The sequence below is a fragment of the Clostridium malenominatum genome (genome assembly GCF_039521365.1).
GTDB lineage: Bacteria > Bacillota > Clostridia > Clostridiales > Clostridiaceae > Clostridium_AW > Clostridium_AW malenominatum.
Map to the genome: position 1 here is coordinate 131,913 of NZ_BAAACF010000012.1, position 24,994 is coordinate 156,906.

The 24,994-nt window shown below is 33.5% G+C and carries 28 protein-coding genes, 1 pseudogene and 1 riboswitch; all 29 genes and pseudogenes read right to left on the reverse strand.

Annotated features, from left to right (window positions below; all coding sequences use genetic code 11):
• Positions 1-12: 12 nt before the first annotated feature.
• Complete coding sequence (gene thiM / locus ABDZ69_RS16355; RefSeq protein ID WP_343771545.1) at positions 13-804, reverse strand: hydroxyethylthiazole kinase; 792 nt, start codon at positions 802-804, stop codon at positions 13-15.
• Complete coding sequence (thiW, locus tag ABDZ69_RS16360; protein ID WP_343771379.1) at positions 782-1,351, reverse strand: energy coupling factor transporter S component ThiW; 570 nt, start codon at positions 1,349-1,351, stop codon at positions 782-784. The genes thiM and thiW overlap by 23 nt, the downstream gene beginning before the upstream one ends.
• A gap of 313 nt (positions 1,352-1,664) precedes the next feature.
• A riboswitch (TPP riboswitch) is annotated at positions 1,665-1,770 on the reverse strand.
• Positions 1,771-1,807: 37 nt separating this feature from the next.
• Entirely contained in the window at positions 1,808-3,532 is a 1,725-nt protein-coding gene (locus ABDZ69_RS16365; RefSeq protein WP_343771381.1) for a phospho-sugar mutase, read from the reverse strand.
• Positions 3,533-3,614: 82 nt separating this feature from the next.
• Entirely contained in the window at positions 3,615-3,869 is a 255-nt protein-coding gene (locus ABDZ69_RS16370) for a hypothetical protein (protein ID WP_343771383.1), read from the reverse strand.
• An 11-nt stretch (positions 3,870-3,880) separates the two neighbouring features.
• Positions 3,881-4,399, reverse strand: a complete 519-nt coding sequence (gene cobO, locus ABDZ69_RS16375; protein ID WP_343771385.1) for a cob(I)yrinic acid a,c-diamide adenosyltransferase — start codon at positions 4,397-4,399, stop codon at positions 3,881-3,883.
• 86 nt (positions 4,400-4,485) lie between these two features.
• Positions 4,486-5,286 carry a sirohydrochlorin cobaltochelatase gene (locus ABDZ69_RS16380; protein ID WP_343771387.1) on the reverse strand — a complete coding sequence of 267 codons (801 nt, stop codon included), beginning with the start codon at positions 5,284-5,286 and terminating at the stop codon, positions 4,486-4,488.
• A 5-nt stretch (positions 5,287-5,291) separates the two neighbouring features.
• Positions 5,292-6,038: an AIR synthase related protein gene (locus tag ABDZ69_RS16385; protein ID WP_343771389.1), complete on the reverse strand. Its 747-nt coding sequence runs from the start codon at positions 6,036-6,038 to the stop codon at positions 5,292-5,294.
• The gene (locus ABDZ69_RS16390; protein ID WP_343771391.1) at positions 6,025-6,531 is read right to left on the reverse strand and encodes an ECF transporter S component; all 507 of its coding nucleotides are present in this window, start codon (positions 6,529-6,531) and stop codon (positions 6,025-6,027) included. The genes ABDZ69_RS16385 and ABDZ69_RS16390 overlap by 14 nt, the downstream gene beginning before the upstream one ends.
• 94 nt (positions 6,532-6,625) lie before the next feature.
• Positions 6,626-7,387: a cobalt-precorrin-6A reductase gene (locus ABDZ69_RS16395; protein ID WP_343771393.1), complete on the reverse strand. Its 762-nt coding sequence runs from the start codon at positions 7,385-7,387 to the stop codon at positions 6,626-6,628.
• 16 nt (positions 7,388-7,403) lie between these two features.
• The gene (cobJ, locus tag ABDZ69_RS16400; protein ID WP_343771395.1) at positions 7,404-8,120 is read right to left on the reverse strand and encodes a precorrin-3B C(17)-methyltransferase; all 717 of its coding nucleotides are present in this window, start codon (positions 8,118-8,120) and stop codon (positions 7,404-7,406) included.
• Positions 8,121-8,144: 24 nt separating this feature from the next.
• Positions 8,145-9,146: a cobalt-precorrin 5A hydrolase gene (gene cbiG / locus ABDZ69_RS16405; protein WP_343771397.1), complete on the reverse strand. Its 1,002-nt coding sequence runs from the start codon at positions 9,144-9,146 to the stop codon at positions 8,145-8,147.
• Entirely contained in the window at positions 9,146-9,898 is a 753-nt protein-coding gene (gene cobM / locus ABDZ69_RS16410) for a precorrin-4 C(11)-methyltransferase (protein WP_343771399.1), read from the reverse strand. Before cobM ends, cbiG begins: the two co-directional genes overlap by 1 nt.
• A gap of 17 nt (positions 9,899-9,915) precedes the next feature.
• Entirely contained in the window at positions 9,916-10,584 is a 669-nt protein-coding gene (locus ABDZ69_RS16415; protein WP_343771401.1) for a cobalt-factor II C(20)-methyltransferase, read from the reverse strand.
• Positions 10,577-11,185 carry a precorrin-6Y C5,15-methyltransferase (decarboxylating) subunit CbiT gene (gene cbiT, locus ABDZ69_RS16420; RefSeq protein ID WP_343771547.1) on the reverse strand — a complete coding sequence of 203 codons (609 nt, stop codon included), beginning with the start codon at positions 11,183-11,185 and terminating at the stop codon, positions 10,577-10,579. The genes ABDZ69_RS16415 and cbiT overlap by 8 nt, the downstream gene beginning before the upstream one ends.
• Positions 11,186-11,197: 12 nt before the next feature.
• Positions 11,198-11,764: pseudogene (gene cbiE / locus ABDZ69_RS16425) on the reverse strand (precorrin-6y C5,15-methyltransferase (decarboxylating) subunit CbiE); the annotation flags it as partial.
• A 28-nt stretch (positions 11,765-11,792) separates the two neighbouring features.
• The gene (cbiD, locus tag ABDZ69_RS16430) at positions 11,793-12,875 is read right to left on the reverse strand and encodes a cobalt-precorrin-5B (C(1))-methyltransferase CbiD (protein ID WP_343771403.1); all 1,083 of its coding nucleotides are present in this window, start codon (positions 12,873-12,875) and stop codon (positions 11,793-11,795) included.
• Positions 12,876-12,887: 12 nt separating this feature from the next.
• The gene (locus tag ABDZ69_RS16435) at positions 12,888-13,520 is read right to left on the reverse strand and encodes a precorrin-8X methylmutase (RefSeq protein WP_343771405.1); all 633 of its coding nucleotides are present in this window, start codon (positions 13,518-13,520) and stop codon (positions 12,888-12,890) included.
• The gene (locus ABDZ69_RS16440) at positions 13,517-14,824 is read right to left on the reverse strand and encodes a cobyrinic acid a,c-diamide synthase CobB (protein WP_343771408.1); all 1,308 of its coding nucleotides are present in this window, start codon (positions 14,822-14,824) and stop codon (positions 13,517-13,519) included. Before ABDZ69_RS16440 ends, ABDZ69_RS16435 begins: the two co-directional genes overlap by 4 nt.
• 10 nt (positions 14,825-14,834) lie before the next feature.
• Entirely contained in the window at positions 14,835-16,103 is a 1,269-nt protein-coding gene (gene hemL / locus ABDZ69_RS16445) for a glutamate-1-semialdehyde 2,1-aminomutase (RefSeq protein ID WP_343771410.1), read from the reverse strand.
• A gap of 12 nt (positions 16,104-16,115) precedes the next feature.
• A complete protein-coding gene (hemB, locus tag ABDZ69_RS16450; RefSeq protein ID WP_343771412.1) occupies positions 16,116-17,081 on the reverse strand; it encodes a porphobilinogen synthase in 966 nt (321 codons plus the stop codon).
• Positions 17,074-18,549: a uroporphyrinogen-III C-methyltransferase gene (cobA, locus tag ABDZ69_RS16455; RefSeq protein ID WP_343771414.1), complete on the reverse strand. Its 1,476-nt coding sequence runs from the start codon at positions 18,547-18,549 to the stop codon at positions 17,074-17,076. The genes hemB and cobA overlap by 8 nt, the downstream gene beginning before the upstream one ends.
• Before the next feature lie 11 nt (positions 18,550-18,560).
• Positions 18,561-19,433: a hydroxymethylbilane synthase gene (gene hemC, locus ABDZ69_RS16460; protein WP_343771415.1), complete on the reverse strand. Its 873-nt coding sequence runs from the start codon at positions 19,431-19,433 to the stop codon at positions 18,561-18,563.
• Positions 19,434-20,081: an NAD(P)-dependent oxidoreductase gene (locus ABDZ69_RS16465; RefSeq protein ID WP_343771417.1), complete on the reverse strand. Its 648-nt coding sequence runs from the start codon at positions 20,079-20,081 to the stop codon at positions 19,434-19,436. It abuts the gene before it with no gap.
• A complete protein-coding gene (gene hemA / locus ABDZ69_RS16470) occupies positions 20,039-21,238 on the reverse strand; it encodes a glutamyl-tRNA reductase (RefSeq protein WP_343771419.1) in 1,200 nt (399 codons plus the stop codon). The genes ABDZ69_RS16465 and hemA overlap by 43 nt, the downstream gene beginning before the upstream one ends.
• Positions 21,235-21,942, reverse strand: a complete 708-nt coding sequence (gene cbiQ / locus ABDZ69_RS16475) for a cobalt ECF transporter T component CbiQ (RefSeq protein ID WP_343771421.1) — start codon at positions 21,940-21,942, stop codon at positions 21,235-21,237. The genes hemA and cbiQ overlap by 4 nt, the downstream gene beginning before the upstream one ends.
• A complete protein-coding gene (locus ABDZ69_RS16480) occupies positions 21,905-22,204 on the reverse strand; it encodes an energy-coupling factor ABC transporter substrate-binding protein (RefSeq protein WP_343771423.1) in 300 nt (99 codons plus the stop codon). The genes cbiQ and ABDZ69_RS16480 overlap by 38 nt, the downstream gene beginning before the upstream one ends.
• Positions 22,205-22,927 (reverse strand): energy-coupling factor ABC transporter permease, encoded by a 723-nt coding sequence (locus tag ABDZ69_RS16485; protein WP_343771425.1) that lies wholly within the window; start codon positions 22,925-22,927, stop codon positions 22,205-22,207.
• 11 nt (positions 22,928-22,938) lie between these two features.
• Positions 22,939-24,033: a pyridoxal phosphate-dependent aminotransferase gene (locus tag ABDZ69_RS16490; protein WP_343771427.1), complete on the reverse strand. Its 1,095-nt coding sequence runs from the start codon at positions 24,031-24,033 to the stop codon at positions 22,939-22,941.
• A 15-nt stretch (positions 24,034-24,048) separates the two neighbouring features.
• Positions 24,049-24,990: an adenosylcobinamide-phosphate synthase CbiB gene (gene cbiB / locus ABDZ69_RS16495; RefSeq protein WP_343771549.1), complete on the reverse strand. Its 942-nt coding sequence runs from the start codon at positions 24,988-24,990 to the stop codon at positions 24,049-24,051.
• Between the last annotated feature and the right edge of the window lie 4 nt (positions 24,991-24,994).

The following is a 24,994-nucleotide window of genomic DNA, read 5'->3' on the forward strand; positions in this document are numbered from 1 at the left end:
TCTCTTTTCATTTTAACTTATTCGAATTTTTTCTTCTATCATATAATCAGAAATACTGAACATATTATCTATAAGCTCAATTTTGAAACTTCCACTTCCCTTAACATGGGCAGAAAGTTCACCGCATATTCCCATAAGGGCTATCGCTAATACAGTACCGCCTAGTATATTTCCAGAAGAAATATAGCTTGCTATAAGAGCATTCACCATACATCCTGTCCCAGTTATCATTGAAAGCATTTCACACCCGTTTTTTATCAAATATGTATCAGTACCGTTTGTTATTATATCTACTACTCCTGTTGCAGCAATAACAGCACCTGTTTTTAAAGAAAGCTCCTTTAGCATTGCTATGCTTTCATCAGAGTTATCCTCTGTAACAACATCGCATGCCCCAACGTCAATTCCCTCTGCATTACTTTTTATACCACAGATTGCTTTCATTTCGGACATATTTCCCTTAATAACGCTTGGATGACATTCATAAAGGAATTTCTTTGCATAATCAAGACGAAGTCCACTACAACCTACCCCTACAATGTCAATTACAGAGGGAATATTTTTTTCAAGGGCTGTTTTGCCTGAAATCATCATAGACTTCATTCTATTGTCCGTTATATTTCCAAGGTTTACTCCAAGCGCTTTAGATGAGGCAGTAATTTCCGAAACCTCGTCGGGATGTTCAGCCATAATAGGTTTTGCACCCACAGCTAGAACCATATTTGCGCAATCATTTATTGAAATATGATTTGTAATACAATGGATAAGCGGTTTTTCCCACTTAACACTCTGTCTTATTTGCAATAGGTTGTTTGTTGTCAGCTTCTGATTTATCATAAACTTTTGCCCCCAAACTTATTTGAATTTTTGCAAGCATACCTGTCTTGCGTAACGCTATGAGAAAAACAAATGCAATGATTCCTCCAATTAGTGTTCCGCTAATAAAAGAAGGAACATAGAACATCCATGTAAGCCCTGTTCTGCCCCAGATAAATGTCATTACAGGATAGGAAAGGATTGCTCCAACAATACCAGTTCCTATAACCTCACCTATAACAGCACAAATCAACTTACCCTTAGATGCTCTGTAAAAAACCCCTGACAAAATGGCGCCAAAAACTGCTCCTGTTAGTGCTAGCGGTGGAATTCCCATGAAAAACATTCTTATCACACCAATCAATGTAGCGCAAAGCAATGAATACCATGGACCAAGGAGAACAGAACATAATATGTTAATAAAATGAGCCATAGGGCACATTCCTTCAATACGAAGAATAGGTGAGATTACTACTCCCATTGCCACCATCATTGCTAACATAAGTTTTCTTAATAATTTAGATCTTTTTTCCATAACAAATTACCTCCCTAATAGTACTTATTTATGGAATATACCATATAGGAAATAAATACCATCAAAGAGGCGTGTTTTTAACGTAACTAAATAGCAATTTCCTATATAGCATAAGCCATACTGGTCGGTCGAAACTTAAAAGCTTCCTCTCAGCTTGAAACACAAGCTCCCTCGCTATTTAGTTGTCTTGGTGCTACGTAGTCGCAGGGCGCTCCCCCTTCGTCTACCAAGGATATTAATTCCTCAAAGCAATAAAAAATGGGATACACCGCATAAGGCATATCCCATTTATACTCACAAAATTCATAAATAAACAGTATAAACTAAATATTCACCTACGTCGGCATTATCCGAATCAGGTTATGGGTCGAAGCCAAACTTCCTCTCAGCCTGCAATGCAAGCTCCCCTTTTTTAAATTGTATCATACAGATTTACTAAGTACAATAAATTTTTACTTACTGAACTGAATGTAATTTTCCCATTATAACTTCTTCCATTACTTTCAACTTATTTTGGCTTTCCTCTAAAGTTTTTCCTTTAGAATACATATAAATCTTTATCTTTGGCTCAGTTCCTGATGGTCTAACTGCATACCAGGAACCGTCATCTAAGTAGAACTTTAGTACGTCAGATTTTGGTATATCACTATCTTTTTCTTCTCCTGATACCAAATCCCATACCTTTCCTATTTCTAAATCTACATATTTAGTTAATTTAGCATCTCCTAAAACTTTTGGGAACTCTTCTCTATATACTTTCATCATTCTAGCTATTCTTCCCTGTCCTTCAATTCCCTCTAAAACTAAGGATATTAAATTTTCTCTATAGTATCCAAACTCTTCATAAACTTCATTTAGCACATCTATTAAAGTTTTTCCTATGCTTTTATAGTAAGCTGCAGCTTCACAAAGTAGCATGGAGGATATTACCCCATCCTTATCCTTAACAAAGTCTCCTGCTACATATCCTATACTTTCTTCATATCCAAAGATGAATTTACCTTTACTATCTCTTTCTAATTCATTTGCCTTGCCACAAATGTTTTTGAATCCAGTTAGAGCATCATAGGTTTCCACACCATACTTTGCAGCTATAGCCTTACCTAAGTCCCCAGTAACAACAGATTTAACTATGAATGGATTTTTAGGAAGATTTCCTGTATCCTTCATACCTTCTACTATGTATTTAATTAAAATTGCCCCTGTTTGGTTTCCGTTAAAAGCTAGATATTCACCATTATTATCTTTAACCATTATGGCCAATCTATCACAATCAGGGTCTGTTGCTATTAAAAGTTCAGCATTAACTTTCTTTCCTAAAGATTCAGCATATTTAAAAGCCTTCACATCCTCTGGATTTGGATATCCTACAGTAGTAAAGTCTGGATCTGGATTTTCCTGCTCTGGCACCACATAAATATTTTTGAAACCTCTTTCACTAAGCACCCTTCTCACAGGAACATTTCCCGTTCCGTTTAAAGGAGTATAAACTATATTAATATCTTTATCTATATCTTCTCTTAAGCTTAAGCTCTTTACCTTTTCTATATATTCATCATCTATTTCTTTTCCAAGGATCACCAAAAGACCTTTAGCCTTTGCTTCCTCTTCAGAAATCAGTTTTATTTCATTAAAATCCTTAATATTATTTATATTTTCTGTAATAGGATTAGCAATGCTTGACAAAATTTGAGCTCCATCTTCCCAGTAAACCTTATATCCATTATAATCTCTTGGATTGTGGCTAGCTGTTACAACTATTCCAGATATGGTATTTAACCTTCTCACCGTATAGGAAAGCTCTGGAGTAGGTCTTAGTCCTTCAAATAAATACGCCTTTATTCCATTAGCTGCTAATACTAAAGCTGCAGTTTTAGCAAATAAATCTGAATAATGTCTGCAATCGTAGGCTATAGCAACTCCTCTATTCATGGCTTCTTTGCCATTCTCCACTATAAAATTAGCAAGCCCTTGTGTAACCTGAGCTATTATGTACTTATTCATTCTATTTGTTCCAGCAGCAATCTTACCCCTTAATCCTGCTGTTCCAAACTCTAGACTTCTATAAAATCTATCTTCTATTTCCTTGGTATTTCCCTTTAAACCTCTTAATTCTTCCCTAGTTTCTTCGTCAAAGTAGTCATTATTTAACCATTCTTCATAAACCTTCATATAATCCATATAAGTTTCTCCCCTTTCTAATAATCCACTAGAACACAAAGACTTTGTCTCAAAATTTAAGACAAAGTCAATATGTTATTATTTATTTAACCAACACGTAAGTATAATAGATAATATTTATTATTTGAAATACCACAAGTATCCCAACAAATAAATTAAGTCTATTTGTATGCATTTTTTCTTTTACAAATATATATAAGAATGGAATAGCTAGCAGTATGCTACCAATAGTAAGTATAAGCCTTACATTTGACTGTGGTGGATAACTTTTTGCTATTATAGTTAAAAAAGTTATTATCCCAAATAAAAAAGTTGCTATTCTCTGTTTATCCTTCATTATTTAATCCTCTAGCTTTCTATTCCTTTACGAGCAGGCACTCCTTGAGTATAGTAGTGTTTAATTTCTCTCATTTCAGTAACTAAATCTGCTCTTTCAATTATTTCTGGTGCAGCATATCTTCCTGTTAAAATTACTTCTGTCTTTTCTGGTTTTTTATCTAAAAGTTCTAAAACTTCTTGTACTGTAAATAATTCATAAAATAAAGCTATGTTTATTTCATCAAATACTACTACATCATACTCTCCAGAAGTTAAAACTTCTTCCGCTCTTTTTAAGCCTTTTCTTGCTTCTTCAATATCCGCTTTTGTTGGCTTTCCAAATATAAAAGAGTTTCTACCAAACTGTTCCATTTCAAAATTTGGTAAAATCTTTACAGCTTCAAGTTCGCTATATTTCATTCCCTTTGTAAATTGTCCGAAGAATACTTTTTTTCCTGCACAAACTGCTCTTAAGGATAAACCTAGAGATGCAGTAGTTTTTCCCTTGCCGTTACCGGTATAAACCTGTATATATCCCTTATTGTCCATAAAAAATCCCTTCTTTCGAAAAATTTTATTCTTTCGCTACTCGTAAACGATTATATCACAAAATTCATTTATTTTCTATTACAATATTATTCTGCCCTTAATGGGTTGCCCTCGATGGAGTCTTCTAAGTGGTTTATAAATTTATCCTGTATTGCTTTATTTTCTCCAAGTCCGCGAAGATATATGTTTACTTTATAACCTTCTTCTTCAAGAATACTTTTCCATGAATCCTCTTCTTCTCCTGCCATATCGTTTATAGCATGGTCTCCAGCTACTAACATAAGAGGCATTAATGTTATCTCTTTTATGCCTTTTTCTTTTAGGTTAGGCAATATAACGTCTAACTCTGGGAATCCTTCTACATTGGCTATAATAACATTTTCTAAACCTTCATCATTAATTATATATTGTAGCTGAGAATAACAAGCATTAGCAGGATGAGTACTTCCATGTCCCATAAAGACTACAGCATGATTATCCTCTCTTTGAGGAATTTGATTTTTAAGAGCTTCTACCACTTCATGGTAGTCCTTTTCTCTATAAAGTAACGGTCTTCCAAGAACTAATTTTTTAAAAGATTTTCTTTTCTTGTGAACCGCAAGCTTTATATCATCATACTCTTCTCCAGGTATTATATGTAAGGTTTGAACATAAACCTCTTCAAAACCATCATTAATCATTCTCTCTAAAGCTTCCTCTGTGTTGTCAATAAATATATTATCTCTCTTTTTTAATTTATTTATTATCATTCCTGAAGTAAAAGCTCTTCTTACTTCGTATTCTGTAAATTCATCTCTAACTCTATTTTCTATAGCTTCAATTGTAACCTTTCTAGTTTCTGGGTAGCTTGTTCCAAAGCTCACTACCAATATACCTTTTTTAGTCACATATTTCACCCTTTCAATTTTAGTTTTCCTATTAATTTCATTCTCTTCATAAGTTTTAATTCTTCATAAGCATCCTCACTTAAAGCAGCTATCAATACCGTTGCTGGTCCACAGGTTTTATGTAAGTCAATATAGATATCTTCTACTAAAGTTAATTCCATGTCATTATTTTTAGCTAAAAGTTCCCCTTCATAAAGTACTCCTTTTGATCCAACAGGCACAATTTCATAAACTTCATTATGAGCTAAAAGCTTATATAAATCTGAATAATCCGCTATGTCTTCATCCTTTTTGTTTAAGTTTATTTCCCCTCCAACTTTAGGAATTCCAATAGACACAACCATGGCTTCTTCTTTTACATTGTTTACTCTTAAGGAATTGTTAGCAATACCCACTACTGTTATTCCTATCCCTGTAGAACTAGTCTTAAAGTTTTCTTCAGTGCTACCATTTAAGGCTACAGAGCTAATCCCTGCTTGGTGTAATTCTTCTTCTATTCCCTTTATTATCTCTCTTCCCGTTGGCTCCATCTCGTTACATACTGCATTAGTTATGGAAATAACCTCTGCTCCTGAAGCTAACACTTCCATTAGGGCTACTCTTAAAGCAAACTTTCCTACAATTGCTGTAGGAACCTTAAAAACATCCCCTTCTTTCATTCCTATACTTCCAGAGCTATCGCAAGCAATAACCATGGTTTTATTTTTTTCTATGTCTACAAGGGTTAAATCCCTTACTTTATCTATTTTCATAATTCTTCAAACTCCTCGGTAATAATTTATAAACTACTAAAGCTACTAATGCATTTATACCTGCTATTAAGGATAATATAGGAAGAAAGCCTAATATTCCCACTTTTCCCATTACAGGTAATAATAATGGCGTTAAAACTAATAGTGTTAAAGGACCATTGATTGCAACACCTACTATAGTTGATAATATTATCGCTAATAAATTATTACTCCTATTCAAGAACTTATAAACTAATCCAAAGGCTATCATGGTAACAGCCATGCCACCCATGGTAATTAAATGAACTGGTAAGGATAAAGGGAAGCCACTAGTTAGAGCTGTTAAAAAGTGACCCATAGCTCCTATTATTCCTCCGTAAACTGGTCCTAATAATAATGACCCTAAAAATGCTGGCATGGAATCAAAGGCTATTGTTCCCATTACTTTTACATTTGCTCCTACAAAAGATAAGGCTATAAATAAAGCAGTTAATACTAGATTTTTTGTTTTCATATGATATTCCTCCTAATGTTTGTATAACTATTAATAAATCTAAATAGCCTATCTATAAACCATTGCCGCACATTTTTATTAAACAACTCCTTGCTTAGTTATTTATTATATATTTAATCAATTCTTCTTTATTTTTATACACTCTATGATAGTTAATTTCTTTTCTATATATAACAAATACATATATTCCTTCATCTAGGGCCGCTGAAATTTTCTCCTCTGTTCCACCCTCAGTTCCACTATCCTTCATTATAATAGCTTTTGCATTATAATTTTTAATAAAAGCTCTATTTAATTCGTAGTTAACTGGCCCCTTCATAGCTACTATATCTTCAAGATTTATTCCTAAATCATAACATTCTTCCATAACCTTTAGTGAAGGCAACACCCTATGAATCATCCTATTGTTTATCCCTAAGGATAGTAACTTAGGTAAGTTTCTACTACCGGTGGTGTTTAAAATATTTCCTTCTATAGAAGAAAGTTTCTCATAAAGCTCACTATAATCTTCCACTAACACTACTTTGTCACAGTTTAAAAATTTATCTACTACACTTTCTCTTTCATATCTTATATATTCTATAGATATCCTCTGGCATACCTCCATAAGATTCTTGCTTACTTCTGTAGCGTAGGGATGAGTAGCATCAATTACTTTATCTATATTATGTTTGGTGAAAACCTCCATCATACTTTCTATATTTAATGGTGTGGTATTTAATACTTTATATTTATAGTCCTTTAAAAGCTCTCCACCATATTCAGTAGCTGTGGAAATGAAAATATCATCTGTATACTCATTTAGCATCTCCAATATTTTTCTTCCTTCTGAAGTACCACTAATTAATGCAATCATAAAATCCTCCAGATTTTTATAGTTTATATCCTCTCGGAGTAATAAACATACCATCCTTTATATAACTTCCACTGTTTCCTATTATAACTATAGAAAACATGTCTACTATGGTGTCATCAAAGTTTTCTAATGTGGTAAGGGTAACTTCTTGCCCATCTCTTAGAGCATTTTTTACTACTCCTATTGGAGTATCCCCTTTTCTATATTTCTTTATAATATCTATACACTCTTTTAAATAGTGAGGTCTTCCATGACTTCTAGGGTTGTATAGTGAAATTATAAAATCCCCTTGGGTAGCAAGTTCCACTCTCTTTTTTATTAAATCATAAGGAGTCATTAAATCACTTAAGCTTATATTGCAATTATCATGCATTAAAGGAGATCCTAGTATTGATGCCGCTGAAGAAGATGCCGTTATTCCTGGAATTACTTCCACCTCTTCATCCTTTTTAAGCTCTAATATAAGTCCAGCCATACCATAAATTCCAGCATCTCCTGTACTTATTATTGAAACTACTTTATCTTTAGCAAGTTCTAAAGCTTTTTCAGCTCTTTCCACTTCACTCTTCATTCCTGTTGATAAAACTTCTTTATCTTTTATTAAAGGTTCAATAAAATCTATGTATTTTGTATATCCTACAATAACATCGCTTTCTTCAATTGCTTTTTTTGCCTTGAAGGTCATATGTTCAAATCCTCCAGGACCAATTCCTACTACATATAGTTTTCCCAAAATAATCCACCTTTCTTTAGTTTTTTAGTAAATCCCAACGGCCACCGTCATTCCATTCAATTTCAACTTCCTTATGAGCAAGGTTCCTCCTTGTAATTCTACAGAAGGTTCACATACACTCCTTACTCCTATGGTTTTTTCTACAAAGTTACTACCTTTAAATTTATAATCTATGGCTTTAATATCTTCTATGGAAAAAATCTTTAGGGGACAGTTGAAATAATTACTTAAATCTATGATAGCCTTTTCATCTTTTTTTACTTCTACAGTTCCAATAGATTTCACAGCTTTAGGATCAAAGTCATTATCTATTAAAACCTCTAGTACAGTTTTTCTCATTTCTTCTACAGAAAAATCTTTTCTACATCCTATTCCCAGTACTATATTTTTTCTTATTAGCTTTAAAATTTTAAGTTGAGGATCTTTTATTTTTTCCTTTTCTATCCAAAAAGATTTATTTCTATTTGTTACATATACAATACCCAAAGCTCCATTAAGCTCTTCGCTATAACCTTTAGGTATTGGTATAATATTATCTTCATCATGAAAATAAACCTTTTCTCCAGCTACCAAAAGAGAAGCTATATCTTTTGCATCCTTTAAGCAGTCTATCTCCAAATCATTTTCCTTAGCTACCATATCTGGAGCAAGAATTCCTAATCCATCTGTAGCCGTTGTAATTACCGGAACCCCGTGAATAATCTTTGATATTGTCTCCGTTAACTCATTTGCTCCACCTAAGTGGCCACTTAAAAGACTTATAACAAACTTTCCTAGATTATCTATAGTAATTACCGCAGGGTCCTTATCCTTCCCTTTTATGTACGGAATTATGGCCCTTACGGCAATACCAGTAGATGCAATAAAAATTACTCCACTATAGTTTTCCATAGCAGTTCTTACTGCCTCTTTAAAGCTAAAGTCCTCATCTCTTTCCTTTGAAAAAACCTTCACTGGAAGAGTTTCTTTTATTTTATCTGCAATAATATCTCCATTTTTAGTTATGGTGATAATCGCTATTTTCATTACTTTTCAGCCTCTCTATACATGTGTGTAAAGCTCTTGTCGTAAAGTAAGCTTTTTGAGTAATCAGAGCTTATAAAATCCCCTACAAGTATTTGAGCACACTTAGTAATATTAGCTTCTTTAACTTTTTCCGCTATATCATCTAAGGTGCCTATTATAACTCTTTCATCTTCCCAGGTAGCTCTTTCCACTACCGCTATAGGAACATTTTTTCCATAGCCACGTCTAAGTTTTTCTACTACTTTATCAATCATGCTGATGGATAAAAATATTGCCATAGAAGCTCCGATGCTGGCAAGTTTCTCTAAGCTTTCTCTCTCTGGTACTGGAGTTCTTCCTTCTACCCTTGTAAGAATTAGAGTTTGAGTTACGTCTGGCAAAGTAAATTCCTTATTTATTGCCGCTGCTGCTGCAAAGCAAGAACTTACTCCTGGAACCACTTTATACTCTATATTAAGCTTATCTAATTCATCCATCTGTTCTTTTATAGCACCATACATGGATGGATCACCGGTGTGTAATCTTACAACGGTTTTCCCTTTGCCTACCTCTTCTTTCATCACCTCTATAACCTGTTCTAAGGTCATGGATGCTGAATTATGAGCAATTACCCCTTCCTTGCAAAAATCTAAATGCTCCTTAGCAACTAGGGATCCTGCATATATAACTACATCTGTTTCTGATAATATTTTTCTACCTTTTACAGTTATTAAATCCACATCTCCTGGACCTGCTCCAATAAAATATACCATTATTCTTCTTCCTTTCACTACTCTTTGTGAGCTATTATTAAAGACATATAATCCTTATTCTCTATAATTTCTTGTCTATTTCGGAGTATTTGTTGTCCTTCTCTATAGGCTCTTCTTACACAAACATATTCATAACCTTTTTCCTCTAGGAAATCAACAACCTTTTCTTCGTTATTATATAATTTCATAATAACTAAAAACTTTTCATCCTTAACCGCATCTAATCTAGTAGATGGAAGTATTAGTAGTGGTTCATCTCCTATAACTAATATTTCCCCAGCTAAACTTGCTGATGCACAAAAGGAAGTTATTCCAGGTACTGTTTCTACTTCGTATCCTTGCTCATTTATATATTTTAACAGGTAAATATATGTACTATAAACAAATGGATCTCCTATAGTTAGGAAAATTACATTTTTTCCTTCATGCAGTTTTTCCTCTATAGTTTTAAAAGCTTCAAAGACCTTTTCTTCTTTATCTGGAGTTCCCATGGGGAAATGCTTAACAATTACTTCTGCATCCTCACTTATAAAGTTTTTTGCTGCATCTAAGGCTATGCTATTTCCTCCGTCCTTCATTGGGGAAGGTGCTACTACCACTTCTACTCCCTCTAATAATCTTATTGCTTTAAGGGTTAATAATTCTTCACTTCCTGGTCCAACGCCTATTCCATATAATTTAGCCATGTTTTCTTTCTCCTTCTATAATAAATATTGGGTTGTTTCCCATTAACATATAAGTCTGACCTTTGGTTTTACTTACAGATACTTGAGTGCATTTAACTTTGTAGCCTAGCTCCATTAATGTATTCATAGCTACATAAAGATTATTGATAGTTATAAAGTTTAAAACTACCTTTCCGTCCTCAGTAAGCATGCTACAGTATTTTTTAATTAAATCCTCAAGATTTCCACCGCTGCCCCCTATGAATATGCTATTAAAGGTTCCTGTAATCTCCGCCTCTAAAGCTTCACCCTCAATAACTTTTAAGTTATGTGCATTAAATTTTTCTATGTTTTTATATATTACCTCTAGAGCATCGCTATCTTTTTCGAGAGCTACAACCTCTCCTAAGCTGCATATTTTTGCTGCTTGAATGCTTATGGAGCCTGTACCAGCCCCTACGTCTAAAACCCTAGAATCCTTAGATAAATTCATCTTAGCAACACTTAAAATTCTTATTTCTTCTTTAGTCATAGGGCAGTTTCCTCTTATAAATTCCTCATCACTTATAAAAGTCAATTTATCTTCCTCAGGAGCAAATTCTTCATTTTCTACAGCAATTATGCAAAGGTTTGAAAAGTTTTTATCCTTAAAATCCTTAGCATACCCTATCTCTATCCTCTCATTTTCATAGGATAGATTTTCTCCCACATATATTTTAGGGTTCAAACCCTGATTAACTAATCCCTCTGCTAAACTTTTGGGAGAATTTTTGCTATCTGTAAGCCAAATGGATAATTTATTTTCTTTAACCTTTTTGAGAAAATCCTCTCCTCTTCCGTGAAGGCTTCCCAAATATGATCCCTGCCAGCTTTTATTAAGCTTTTCCATTAAATATTGAAAGGAGGAAATTCCCGTTATAACTTGAATTTCACCTTCATAGTTATTTTTTATATATTCTGTTATACCAAAATACAGAGGATCTCCTGAAGCCACTATTGAAATGTTTCTACCTTTATTTTTGTTTAATTCATCAATAACTTCGCTTATTTTATTTACTTTTATCTTTTGGGTATCTATAAAGTCCACGCTATCCATGGCCCTTCCAAATCCTAATATTATATCTGCTTTTTCTAAGGTTTCTAAAGCTTTAGGCAAAATATAATCCCTATGCCCTGGACCAATTCCAACTATATAAACCAAATTCTCACCATCCTTTCAGTTAATAGTTTTATACTAAGCTTTCATCTGCATATAAGTTCTTTTCCATAGAAAACATAACAATTTTAGGGCTAATTTCATTGTAGGTATATATTTCAACCCTCTTTTTTATCTTTTCTGCAATTCTCTTATAAAGTTTTTCATAACCGTTCCCTAAAAGCTTTATAGCTCCTTCTGTGGTTTTTTCATTATAAACTCTTTCTATTAATTGTTGAGGGTATCCCATTAAGGCAAGCTCTAAGGCTATAACTTCAAGTCTCACATCGCAAACTCTACTATGGGTGTTAAAGCATCCTGCAGCTATTTTGCAAAGCTTTCCTATGTGACCCACTATATACACATCTTTAATTTTGTTTTCCATACAACAGTTTAAAGCAAAGCCAATGTAATTAGATACAACCACCATTTTGTCCTGATCTAATCCTAGTTTAATCCCTGCTTTTTCTCCAATATTTCCAAAAACTAAGATTAATTCGTTATGACCCTTTGCCACTTTTTGATTTATTTCAATTCTTATGGATTCTTTTAAGGCATCCTCTGACATAGGCATTACTATACCTGATGTTCCAAGGATAGAAATTCCGCCAATTATATTTAGTCTTGGGTTAAAGGTTTTTTTAGCTACTTCTTCTCCCTTAGGAACAAAGATTGTAACCTCTACTCCTCTGCCTTCTCCTAAAGCTTCCTTAACTTCCTTTTCTATCATAGTTCTAGGTACAGGATTTATAGCCCACTCTCCTTTAGGAACATAAAGGCCCTCACCCATAACCTTCCCTACTCCTAATCCGCCTTTTAAGGAATATCCAGCATCTCTTCTTTCAACTCTAGCCCAAATTTCTAATCCATGAGTAGCGTCTGGGTCATCTCCTCCATCTTTTATAATGGAACACTCTACAAAATCTTCCCCTCTTTTTACTTCATTGATTGGAAGGTTTAACCTTACTCCCTTTGGAGTATCAATGCTTATTTCCTTTAAATCTTCCTTAGAATATAGCATAATCGTCCCCGCCTTTGCAGCAGCCGCTGCGCAAGAACCCGTAGTGTATCCACATCTAAGTTTTTTTCCATCCACATTTACATACATATCAAGCATTTAATCACCTGCTTATTCTCTATCTACTACCATATACATTAGTGCATTTACTATAGCCGCCGCTACATTACTTCCGCCTTTTCTTCCTCTAATTGTAACTATAGGAATTTGTAATCTCTTTTCAGCCTCTTCTTTGGATTCTGCTGCTCCAACAAAACCAACTGGCGCTCCTACTACAAACTTAGGGCTGGCTTTTCCTTCTGCAGTAAGTTCCATAAGCTTGTACAGTGCTGTAGGGGCGTTTCCAAAAACAAAAAACTCCACTCCATCTTCTACTGCCTTTTCAACTCCAGCCATGGAACGAGTAATTCCTCTTTCCTTAGCTATTTTTGCTACTTCTTCATTGGAAACATAACATTCTACACTGCAATTTAACTTTTTTAAGGCCATTTTGTTTATTCCTGACTTTGCCATGTTTGTATCAGTGTATATTTTAACTCCGCCTTTCAAAAGCTCTTTAGCCGCGTCTATTGATCCTTCTCTTATATAAACAATATTTTTATAATCGAAATCTCCTGTAGTGTGTATTGTTCTTTTAACAATTTTTAATTCTTCTTCTGTAAAATTATGCTCTCCCATTTCTTCGCCTATAATCACAAAACTTCTATCTTCTATTTCCATGGGTTTTTTTATGTATTCCATCATTTTTTATAACTCCTTTTTAATAGATTTTTTAAAAAATCCATATTTCCAAAGAAATGTACATGAGGATAAGCTCCTAGGGTATTGTTTTTTTCATATCCACAGTTCCATTCTTTTCTGCTTCCGTCATACATATCCTTAGTTAACTTGTATACCTTTTCTTCTGAGGAAGTAACACACGACTTATGAAACTCATGACAATTTATCTTTAATCCTTCATACTCTAAGGATGCATATCCAAAATTCTGAAGGGACTTAGTCATCACTGCCTTGCCACTGAAAAATCCTACAACTTCCCTTTCCATATTTCCATTATCTATAGATTGTGTAAGATACATAAGTCCTCCACATTCCGCATAGCAACCTAAACCATCATTTAATCTATTTTTAATACTATTTAGCATAGTTTTATTTTCGCTTAACTCCTCTAGAAATACCTCTGGATATCCCCCTCCTAGATATAAAAAATCTATACACTCTGGAAGTTCCCTATCATTAAGAGGACTAAAATAAACTATTTCCCCAGCTTCTCCTAGTAGATCTAAATTTTCTCTATAGTAAAAGCTAAAGGCTTTATCCATGGGTACACCAATTTTAATTTTCATATTATCTAAATGAAAATTATCTTCATATTTAGGAGTTTCTTTAAAATATTTTAAAAGTTCTTCTATTTCCACATTCTTTAATATATACTCACTGCATAAATTAATTTTTTCTTCCAAATCTTCTACTTCACTGCTTTGAATTAATCCTAAATGTCTGGATTTTATGCTCAGTCTTTCATCCTTTGGAATATATCCAAAGACCTTTATACCGCAGTTATATTCTATTGAAGCCTTTAAAAGTTTGTAGTAACTTTCGCTAATATTATTAAGTATTACTCCACAAATATTAACTTTTCCAAAGTTTTTTAAACCTTCTATTTCAGCACAAAGAGTGGCCACCTGTGCCTTTGGTGATAATACTAAAACCACTGGAAGATTTAAAACTTCTCCTACGTGAGCGGTGGAATATTTAGAATCAATACCCTTGCCATCATAAAGACCCATAACTCCTTCAATTACCCCTAAATCCCCTTCTCCTCTAGAGTAGGAAGCTTTTACTCCTTCCTCTCCCATGAGAAATAAATCTAAGTTCCTTGAAGCCTTGCCAGCAATTCTACTTTGAAAAGCGGTGTCTATATAATCTGGCCCCACCTTGTATCCTTGTACATCAAAACCTTTTTTCATTAACGCTCTTATAAGTCCAAGGGTAGTGGTAGTTTTTCCACCACCACTACTATTGGATGAAATAATAATGCTTTTCATAAGAGCACCTTTAAAACTTTCTCATTATACTTAAGAACTTTTCTATTTCTTCTTCACTATGCTTTGCTCCAATGAACATTGCTTCAAATTGAGATGGAGATATATACATTCCACCTTTAATCATGTGGTGAAAGAATCTGCCGTATAGGGCTGTATCACAAGTTTTAGCATCCTCGTAGTTATTTACAGCTTTTAATTCTGTAAAAAATGGCGTCATCATGGATCCACATCTATTAACCACAAGGGATATTCCTTTTTCTTTAGCTATTTCTTCCATACCTTTTTGAAGGGTATTTCCTAATTTGTCTATGTAATTATATATATTAAGATTATTATAAAGCTTAGTTAATGTAGCATAGCCTGCCGCCATTACCACTGGATTGCCAGACATAGTTCCCGCTTGGTAAACTGGTCCCATAGGAGATAGATTTTCCATTATCTCTCTCTTTCCACCATAAGCACCACATGGAAGTCCCCCTCCCATGATTTTCGCATAAGTAGTTAAATCCGGCGCTACTTTGCAAAGGCTTTGAGCTCCTTTATAAGCAACTCTAAATCCAGTCATTACTTCGTCAAAAATTAATAATGACCCGAACTCTGTACAAACCTCTCTAAGTCCTTTTAAGAACTCGGAAGTTCCAGGAATAACTCCCATGTTTCCTGCCACAGGCTCCACTATTACTCCCGCTATGTCTTCACCATATTTTCTAAATAACTCTCTAACGCTTTCTATATTGTTGTACTCTGCTATTAAAGTATTTTCAATGCTACTCTTTGGCACTCCTGGAGAACCTGGAATTCTTTCCGTTAAAACTCCTGATCCTGCTTCCACTAAAAATCCATCAAAGTGACCATGATAGCACCCTGCAAACTTTATGATTTTATCCTTTTTTGTATATCCTCTAGCAAGTTTTACTGCACTCATAGTAGCTTCTGTACCTGAGTTAACCATTCTTACCATATCTATATTATCTAAGGTATTTACCATGTGTCTTGCAAGGAGCAATTCACTTTCTGTTGGCGCTCCAAAGCTTAAGGCATTATCTACCATGGCCTTTATTGCTTTTACTACATCTTCATCGTTGTGCCCTAAAATCATTGGTCCCCAGGAACCTATGAAATCTATATAGTCATTGCCATCTTCGTCAAATATATGAGAGCCCTCACCCTTTTTTATAACAGGAGGATTTATAGTAACGTTTCTAAAAGCTCTAACAGGACTGTTAACTCCTCCTGGCATGTATTTTTTTAATTCCTCAAATATCTCTAAGTTTCTCAAAGTCTTTCCCTCCTATTCTCTTACCCATTTAGCTGCCTCTAAGGCATAATATGTTATTATCATATCTGCTCCTGCTCTTTTCATTGATAAAAGCATTTCTAAGGCTATTCTTTTTTCGTCTATAAGTCCCGCCTTTGCCCCTGCCTTTACCATGGCATATTCACCGCTAACGCTATAGGCTGCTATTGGCATATTAGTTTTATCCTTTGCCCATCTTATTACATCTAAATAGGATAGAGCAGGCTTAACCATTATAATATCTGCGCCTTCCATAATGTCACTTTCTATTTCAACCATGGCTTCTCTAATATTTCCTGGATCCATTTGATAGGTTTTTCTATCTCCAAATTGGGGAGCTGAATTAGCCGCTTCTCTAAAAGGACCATAAAAAGCTGAACAATACTTTGCGCTATATGACATTATTGGAATATCGACATATCCATTTTTATCCAAAAGTTCTCTGATGGTTTTAACTCTTCCGTCCATCATATCCGATGGTGCCACCATATCTGCCCCTGCTTTAACATGGGATAGGGCTATTCTTCCTAGGTAGTTTAAAGTTTCGTCATTATCTACATTTTCTCCATGAATTATTCCACAGTGACCATGATCTGTGTATTCACACATACAAACATCGGTAATTACATAAATATCTTTTGAAAGTTCTTTAATTTTTCTTATAGCCTTTTGTATTATTCCATTATCACTATATCCTTGTGAGCCTATTTCATCCTTATGCTCTGGTATTCCAAAAAGTATAACTCCACGAACTCCACTTTCTTCTACTTCCTTTACCACTTCATGAAGTCTATCAATAGAGTAATGATAATTATTTGGAAGAGAGGTTATTTCTTTTTTAATATTTTCCCCTTCCACCACAAATATTGGATATATAAAATCATTAGGAGTCAAAACCGTCTCTCTCACCATGCTTCTAATAGCTTCATTGTTTCTCAATCTTCTATGTCTGTTAAACATGAGCACACCCTCTTTTTTCTAATAGTTTCTTAATTATTCCATCATTACAATATTCATCACACACTATGTGTTTTATACCATTTTTCTCTAATTCCTTTGAAGTTATTGGTCCTATGGCTATGCATTCTTTACTTTTTAATGCTTCTAGGCCTACCATTTCTATCATATTTCTCACAATGCTTGGGCTTGTAAGTAGCACTGTGTCTACCCTATCAAATACTTCCCCTTCAGGTAAATCTCCCTTACATACTTCATAGGTTAATGCCTCATCAACCACTGCCTTTTCTTCTCTTAATGCTTTAACTAAATATTCTCTTCCCTCAGCTGAACGTGGTACAAGTATTTTATCCCCTTCTTTTATGTGAGGTTTTAATTTGTTTACTAAATCTTCTCCTACAAATTCCTCTGCCATAATTTCAGCATTTATTCCTCTTTTTAATAAGGCTTTCTTAGTTGCTGGCCCTACCACTGCAAATTTACCCTTAATTTTTCTTATGTCATATTCCTTTTCTAGTAAATAATCAAAGAACATGTTAACTCCATTTACACTAGTTAATACTATAAAATCGTAAAGCTCTATTTTATCCACATAAGGATTTAAGTTTTCCTTTTTATCCAGGATTTTTATAGCATTAATTTCTGTGGTTTCCGCTCCTAAATCCCTTAATTTTTCTATTAATTCAAAAGCTTGCTCCTTTGAGCGAGTTACGCAAATATTTTTTCCGAAAAGAGGCTTTCTTTCATACCAATTAAACTTATCATTAAATTGTACTACCTCTCCTACAAGGATTATACAAGGGGAGCCTATTCCTGCCTCCATTGCCTTTTCTTTTATATCCTTTAAGTTTCCTATTACCTTCTTTTGAAGGGAAGTAGTACCTCTCATTATTATGGCGCAAGGTGTAATTTCCTCCATGCCATTTTCTATAAGTCTGGAAGTTATTATATCCAAATTGTTAAAACCCATTAAAAATATTAAAGTTCCTCCAATGGTTGCTACTGCCTTCCAATCTATGTTTAACCTCTCTGCACTCATCCCTGTAAACACATGGAACCCTTGAGAAATAGCTCTATGAGTCACTGGAATTCCTGCATAATTTGGCACAGATATGGCTGAGGTTATTCCTGGAATTACTTCAAATTCTATGTTCTCTTCTATAAGGGCTAATATCTCTTCTCCTCCACGACCAAATACAAAAGGATCTCCTCCCTTTATTCTTCCAACTATATGGCCCTTTTTACCAAGTTCTACTAGCATTTCATTTATTTCTTCCTGGGTTTTATAGTGGCATCCTGGTTCTTTTCCACAATAATATATTTCACATTTTTCATTTAGATATTTCAATATGCCTGGAGATGCTAATCTATCGTACATTACTGCAGTACATTTTTTTAATTTATTTATAGCTTTAAGGGTAATTAACTCCTCATCTCCTGGTCCTGCTCCTATTAGGTATACTTTGCTCATAGTTTACACTCCTAATCCATAGTAATTTTTTTAGCTAAATTTTTTCCAAGGTTAATAAATTCTTCTCTTTTTCCTTCTATATCTTTTTTTATTATTCTTCCACCTATTTCATAAATTCCTACCATGTAAATCATGTCTCCATAGAGTTTTGCATGAGCACCTATGGTAGATTGACAATCGCCTTTAAGCTCTTTCATAAAGCTTCTTTCCGCTTCCACACAAATTCTTGTATCTGTATGGTCTAAGTGTTTTACATAATCAAAGGATCTAGCTCCTATTCTCGTTTCCACTCCTAAAGCACCCTGGCCTATGGCTGGAATCATCTGATTTATTTCAAAATAATTAGCAACTACATCCTTCATATCCAATCTATTTAACCCTGCTGCTGCTAAAACTGTACCATTTAAACCTAATTCTTTTATTTTTCTTATTCTAGTTTGTACATTTCCTCTTATTGGAACTATTTCGATGTCTTCTCTTAAAAGCTTTAGCTGGGAAGCTCTTCTTCTACTACTAGTCCCAACCTTTGCCCCCTTAGGTAATTCCATAAAAGGAGTTCCGTCATTTGATATAAAAACATCTCTTACATCTTCTCTTTCAGGTACTGCTGCTATTTTTAGTTCTTCATGTAATTCATAAGGCATGTCTTTCATGCTATGCACCGCAATATGAGCTTTATCTTCCAAAAGAGCCGCTTCTATTTCCTTTATAAAAAGGCCCTTCCCTCCAATTTTATCTAAGGTTCTATCTAAAATTTTATCTCCTAAGGTTTCTATTAATAATTTTTCACACTCTACTTCATGTCTATTTTTTATACCTTCAATCACCATGTCCGTTTGAGTTTGAGCTAAAATACTTTTCCTAGTGGCTAAAATCAATTTCAATTAAATCTCTCCTCCATAAAACATTTTTAAAACTATATTATGGCTACCTTTTTCAAAAAAGAAATAAAAATCATCAGTATTTATAAAATTTAATATTTCTTCTTTTAAAGGATTTCCTTTTAATCTATTTCTTAATTTAGAGCAATAATCCACGAATCCATCATAATCCTTTGCTATATTAATTAGCTTATTGGCTAAATAAATAGAGGTTTTTGGACTACCCTCCTTAATATTTAAAGAAAGGTTAATAGCCCTACTACTCCTTTGGCAAGGAACCACAAACATTCCTTCTTTAAAATCCGTACCATCTAAGTATAACTTATACTGTTTTTCGCAGTGGAGTTTTATTTCTTCCCTTACCTTATGATCTTCTAAAACTATTACGATTAAATGGTAGGGCACTATAAACTCCTCTTTGTATTCATCCTTTATAAAGCTTAAGTTTTCTTTAGGTAAAGAGCTAAACAAGGGGGAAAATTCCTTTGACAATACCGTAACCATAGCTCCATTTTTCAAAAAACTTTTTGTCTTTATAAATCCAGCTCTTCCACCGCCAATGATAAGTACCTTTATCTTATTAGATAGTAAAGAAATACTAGTGTAATTTATTTGGTGTTGTAAAAAATTCTCTCTATTATGTTCAGGCATTCCTCATACCTGCCTTTCAATTGTTCTTCTTTTAAAACTTCTATGGCTCTATTTACATAGGCATCAGAAGTGCTCTTAAGTAAAATTTTTGCAAGCTCTTCTTTATCCTTAGTCTTAACTTTATTTTTAAAGGTTTTATATCTCCTTTTGTAAACCACTTCTCCAAATTCCTTTAATTTTTCAATATCCGGAGATATTTTCCTGAGTTTTCTCCAATCTAAAAATTCATTAATATATTTATGAACAATATATTTATTATTTTCCATTAAGAGGCTTCTTCTATGACAATTATTATCGTTTATAGCGCTAATTTTATCTATATCATAAACCTTAACATTCTCTAGTTTTTCTACCCCCTCTTCCACATCTCTTGGTACAGCTAAGTCAAAAATAATTAATTCTTTTTCCTTCTGGATTTCGCTTAAGTGTACTACTGGATGAGGTGCAGACGTAGAACATATAATGCAATCTACCTCATTATAATATTTTTGCCTTTCATTAAATGGTATGGCCTTTACTCTAGAGTCCTCTATATCCACTAAAGATGGATTTCTAAGAGCTATATATAAATTATTAAATTTACCAGAGAGGATATATTTAGCTGCCAGGCTTCCTACCTCTCCATAACCTAAAACCATGAAATTCTTAGCTCCAAGACTTCTACTTTCATTTACTGCTATGGAGGCTGAAGATATTGGTATGGTATATAACCTAGCATTATATCTAAATTCCTTACCACAGGTTATGGCCATTTGAAATAACTTTTGCACATCTCGTGTAACGGTTTTATTGTTAAGAGCTACTTCATAAGCATCCTTTACCTGCCCTAAAATTTGATCTTCTCCTAAAATAGAAGAATGGAATCCACATACTACATTCATAATATGAGATATGGCTTCCTCATCCTTATAAAAGAAGGTATACTTTATATATTCTTTATCCCAATTTAGTCTAGAGAATATTTCATGAACTACCTCTCCGTAATCCTTATCTGTAGAAAAATAAACTTCCGTTCTATTACAAGTACTAAGAATAAGCACTTCATCAAAAATCTCTTTAAGTGAATGTAAATATTCTTCATATCTTTTTGGTATTATAGAAAGCTTTTCCCTAATTTCAAGTTTTATATTATTTTTTATTCCTAATACTGCTATCATAAAAATTCAACTCCAAATAGTGATAAAATTAGTATAGTATTATATAAAAGTATAATCAAGAATCTTCTCCTGCTAAACTCAAAATCTTCCCCTAAATAAGGCATATACCCTTTATAACATCTGCTATTAATACCGTCTTTTATACTTTTCCATCTCTCCATAGTATTCACAAAAAGAAGAGCTGCTATTTTCCCTGTACTATTAACTTTAGCAGAAAAACTATCAAAGCCTCCTCTTGATTTCATAGCGTTATACATAATGTTGTATTCTTCATCCATAACCATTAAAAATCTCTCCATAGATTTTGCAATGTCACATATATCTCTTAAGTAATCATTTTTTGAACAAATGTATAGTAACTGATCAATTGGAGTGGTTAATGACAAAAAACACAAACTTAGCCCTGAAAATATGCTTTTTAAAATAATAGTTAGTGTATAACTAATGCCATAATCAAATACAAAAGTAATTGATGAAAAGGCAGCAAAAGCAGCTATTCTCAGAGCGAATTTTATTACAATATTTGGATTGTTTTTCACTACCCCATGGAGAAGTATAAACAATCCTATATTTATTATTATAATAATGGGATTATTAACAAATCCCATTATTATGATTGGAACTATGGTTAAAAAAACCTTTTCTATTGGATGAACATTACTTATTCTATTTCTCTTGGACAGTGCCATTATTAATTTTAGCATTTTTTTTCTTTCCTATATAATACCCTATAAAACCAGCTCCTATAGCCGCTTGTGATGAGAAAAGAAGACTTTCAATTTCTCCTGATGGTGGCTCCCATAGTGCTGAAAACCAAGGCTCATAATCCTCTCTTGTTTCCATTATTACTTCTTCTATTTGTCCATCTGCTCCTCCGAACTCTCCTCCTCTTAGTTTTCCAATGAAGAGAGATCCCATTATTACTACTAAACAAGCTAAAAGCAATGATATTGTCGTCTTTTTCAATTATTTCACCTCACTTAATATTTCCATTTCTTTTGATGAATACTTATATATAAATTCAAATATTACTACTGTAAGTAATCCTTCAACTATTGCAAGTGGTATTTGAGTTATAGAAAATATTGAGAAAAATCTTTGGAAAGAAGCTACAACTCCACCTGTTTGCGCTGGAAAAGCTAAGGCTAATTGCACTGATGTAACTAAATAAGTAGCTAAATCTCCTAGAGCAGCTGCTAAAAATACAGCTAATTTTTTATTCTTATCTTTTAGTCCTATGTATATTAAGTATGATACTATTGGTCCTATGATAGCCATTGATACTACATTGGCACCTAAGGTTGTAATTCCTCCATGAGCTAGTAAAATTGCCTGGAATAATAAAACTATAAGACCTACTACTGATGAAATAAATGGTCCAAATATTATTGCTGAAAGTCCTGTACCAGTAGGATGTGAACAGCTTCCTGTTACTGAAGGAATCTTCATAGCTGAAAGTATAAAAGCATAAGCTGCTACTAATCCTAAAAGCATTTTTAAATCTTTATTTTTCCCTGTTTTTTCTCTTATTTGCTTTAACCCTATTATTATAAATGGTATTGCTAAAACAAAGTAAATTCCTGCCCAAGTTGGTGGCAAAAACCCCTCTCCTATATGCATTGCATTTACTGTGGCATTTGCTGAAAATACTAATGCTAAAATCATTAATGCCGTAAACTTAGTTTTCATAATTACTCCTCCTATATATTTTTTATTCCCTTTAGGGTATTTAATAAAATATTATTATTTTCCCTATCCTTAATAGCAAATCTTATAAATCTATTGTTTAATCCTTTGTAATTACAACACTTTCTTATAACTATTCCTTTCTCAAGGCATAATTCATATAGTTTATCACCATCTATTTCCTCTAATTCACAAAGTATATAATTACCAAAGGTATGGTACGCTTTTTTTATATGAGGTACTTTATTCATTTCTTCTACTAAAAACTTTCTCTCTTCTCTTATCCATTTTAAAGATTCATTTATATACTCTTTATCTTTTAGCACATACTTTGCTGCCAGTTCTGCAAAGGCATTTATATTCCAAGGGTTCTGGCTTTTCCTCATCTTTTCTAAAAGTTTTCCATTTTTACTTATCCCATATCCCATTCTTATGCCCGGCATACCATAAAATTTAGTTAGCGCTCTTATTATCAATAAACATTTGTAGCTCTTTAATTCATAAAGGAAGCTTTGACGCATGTTTCCTGTAAATTCTATAAAAGCTTCATCTACTATTACCGTTTTTCCTTCTCTTTCGCAAAAATCCAATAGGGTTTTAAACTTACCCTTATCTATAATCCCTCCATTAGGATTATTAGGATTTCCAATTATTAAAGCATCGTTATTTTTAAGGGATCTTTCTATTGCATCATAGTCATATTCCATATTTCTCATAGGTATATAGGTAATCTTTAGTCCATACTTTTCCGCATTTTCATCATACTCTCCAAAGGAAGGAACTATTATAGCTATGCTTTTAAAAAGAGATATGGATAATTGAATTATTTCTGCTGCTCCATTACCAAGGATGAAATCCTCTTCCTCTACAATGTTTAGCCTTTCATCCCCTATGTTAAATAAAATTTCTCCGCTATTTACATATTCCTTTAAATTGCCTCTTAATTCTCTGTATTGTATATCAGGGTATCTTGTTAAATTTAAAACCCCTTCATTCAAATTATTAATAAAGCTTTTTGGTACCCCTAAAGGATTAATATTTGAGCTAAAGTCTGTAAGTTCTTTCCCCTTTAACACTCCCTCGGTGTAAATATCTCCTCCATGCTTCACTTTGCCTCTACTCCTTTATCTTAAAGTTATAACAATTGCTCCGAAAATTATTATAAATAGTAGCTCTGACGTAAACATTAATTTTATACTTCCAAATATATGAGAATAATTTAGATGGATTTTCTCATCTCCAATAGTTGGTTTATATACTACCTTACCAAAGTAAGTATTTGTCCCGCCAATTTGTATCCCCATAGCACCAGCCGCTGCCGCTTCTGGGTAAGCACAGTTTGGACTTTTATGATTTTTTCTATCTCTTATCATTATCTTTAGAGAATCTTTAATGCTTCCTTTAACCACAGGTGAAGATAAAGCTATTAAAAACCCTGATAATCTTGCTGGTATAAAGTTAAAAATATCATCTACCTTTGCTGGAAAGAATCCAATATTTATAAACTTTTCGTCCATATATCCTAGCATGGAGTCCATGGTGTTTATTCCCTTGTACATCATAGCTAGTGGGGCTCCCCCAATGAGACCAAATAAAAGTGGTGCAATTACTCCATCCGCTGTATTTTCTGCCACAGTTTCAATATCCGCTCTGATTATTTCATCTTCTTTTAAAGCTTTTGTATCTCTACCAACTATATAGGATAGCTTTATTCTTGCATCCTCTAAATCTTGATTTTTCAAAGCATGGTACACCTTTATAGCTTCGTTCTTTAAGCATTTTGCTGAAAGTGTTGTCCATAGTATAAATGTGTTTAATCCATGATAAATCCATGGGTTATCTTTAACTAAATAGAGCAGCGCATAAGGAATACTAAATGAGGTCAGTGCAACTATTATTACAATAATTCCCCCAAAGGCTTTTAGTTTTTTTCCATTAGGGAAGAGCTTTCTTCCCATTTTCTCTAAAAAGCTTATTAGTTTTCCTATATATATAACAGGGTGAGGAAACCAGTATGGATCCCCTATGATCCAATCAATTAAAACTGCTAAAGCCAAATCTATAATAGAA

Coding starts and splice junctions, on each gene's coding strand:
- thiW (WP_343771379.1), bottom strand. CDS start 1,351: ATGGAAAAAAGATCTAAATTATTAAGAAAACTTATGTTAGCAATGATG.
- ABDZ69_RS16365 (WP_343771381.1), bottom strand. CDS start 3,532: ATGGATTATATGAAGGTTTATGAAGAATGGTTAAATAATGACTACTTT.
- ABDZ69_RS16370 (WP_343771383.1), bottom strand. CDS start 3,869: ATGAAGGATAAACAGAGAATAGCAACTTTTTTATTTGGGATAATAACT.
- cobO (WP_343771385.1), bottom strand. CDS start 4,399: ATGGACAATAAGGGATATATACAGGTTTATACCGGTAACGGCAAGGGA.
- ABDZ69_RS16385 (WP_343771389.1), bottom strand. CDS start 6,038: ATGAAAATAGATAAAGTAAGGGATTTAACCCTTGTAGACATAGAAAAA.
- ABDZ69_RS16390 (WP_343771391.1), bottom strand. CDS start 6,531: ATGAAAACAAAAAATCTAGTATTAACTGCTTTATTTATAGCCTTATCT.
- ABDZ69_RS16395 (WP_343771393.1), bottom strand. CDS start 7,387: ATGATTGCATTAATTAGTGGTACTTCAGAAGGAAGAAAAATATTGGAG.
- cbiG (WP_343771397.1), bottom strand. CDS start 9,146: ATGAAAATAGCGATTATCACCATAACTAAAAATGGAGATATTATTGCA.
- cobM (WP_343771399.1), bottom strand. CDS start 9,898: ATGGTATATTTTATTGGAGCAGGTCCAGGAGATGTGGATTTAATAACT.
- ABDZ69_RS16415 (WP_343771401.1), bottom strand. CDS start 10,584: ATGGCTAAATTATATGGAATAGGCGTTGGACCAGGAAGTGAAGAATTA.
- cbiD (WP_343771403.1), bottom strand. CDS start 12,875: ATGCTTGATATGTATGTAAATGTGGATGGAAAAAAACTTAGATGTGGA.
- ABDZ69_RS16435 (WP_343771405.1), bottom strand. CDS start 13,520: ATGATGGAATACATAAAAAAACCCATGGAAATAGAAGATAGAAGTTTT.
- ABDZ69_RS16440 (WP_343771408.1), bottom strand. CDS start 14,824: ATGAAAAGCATTATTATTTCATCCAATAGTAGTGGTGGTGGAAAAACT.
- hemB (WP_343771412.1), bottom strand. CDS start 17,081: ATGTTTAACAGACATAGAAGATTGAGAAACAATGAAGCTATTAGAAGC.
- cobA (WP_343771414.1), bottom strand. CDS start 18,549: ATGAGCAAAGTATACCTAATAGGAGCAGGACCAGGAGATGAGGAGTTA.
- ABDZ69_RS16465 (WP_343771417.1), bottom strand. CDS start 20,081: ATGCCTGAACATAATAGAGAGAATTTTTTACAACACCAAATAAATTAC.
- hemA (WP_343771419.1), bottom strand. CDS start 21,238: ATGATAGCAGTATTAGGAATAAAAAATAATATAAAACTTGAAATTAGG.
- cbiQ (WP_343771421.1), bottom strand. CDS start 21,942: ATGCTAAAATTAATAATGGCACTGTCCAAGAGAAATAGAATAAGTAAT.
- ABDZ69_RS16485 (WP_343771425.1), bottom strand. CDS start 22,927: ATGAAAACTAAGTTTACGGCATTAATGATTTTAGCATTAGTATTTTCA.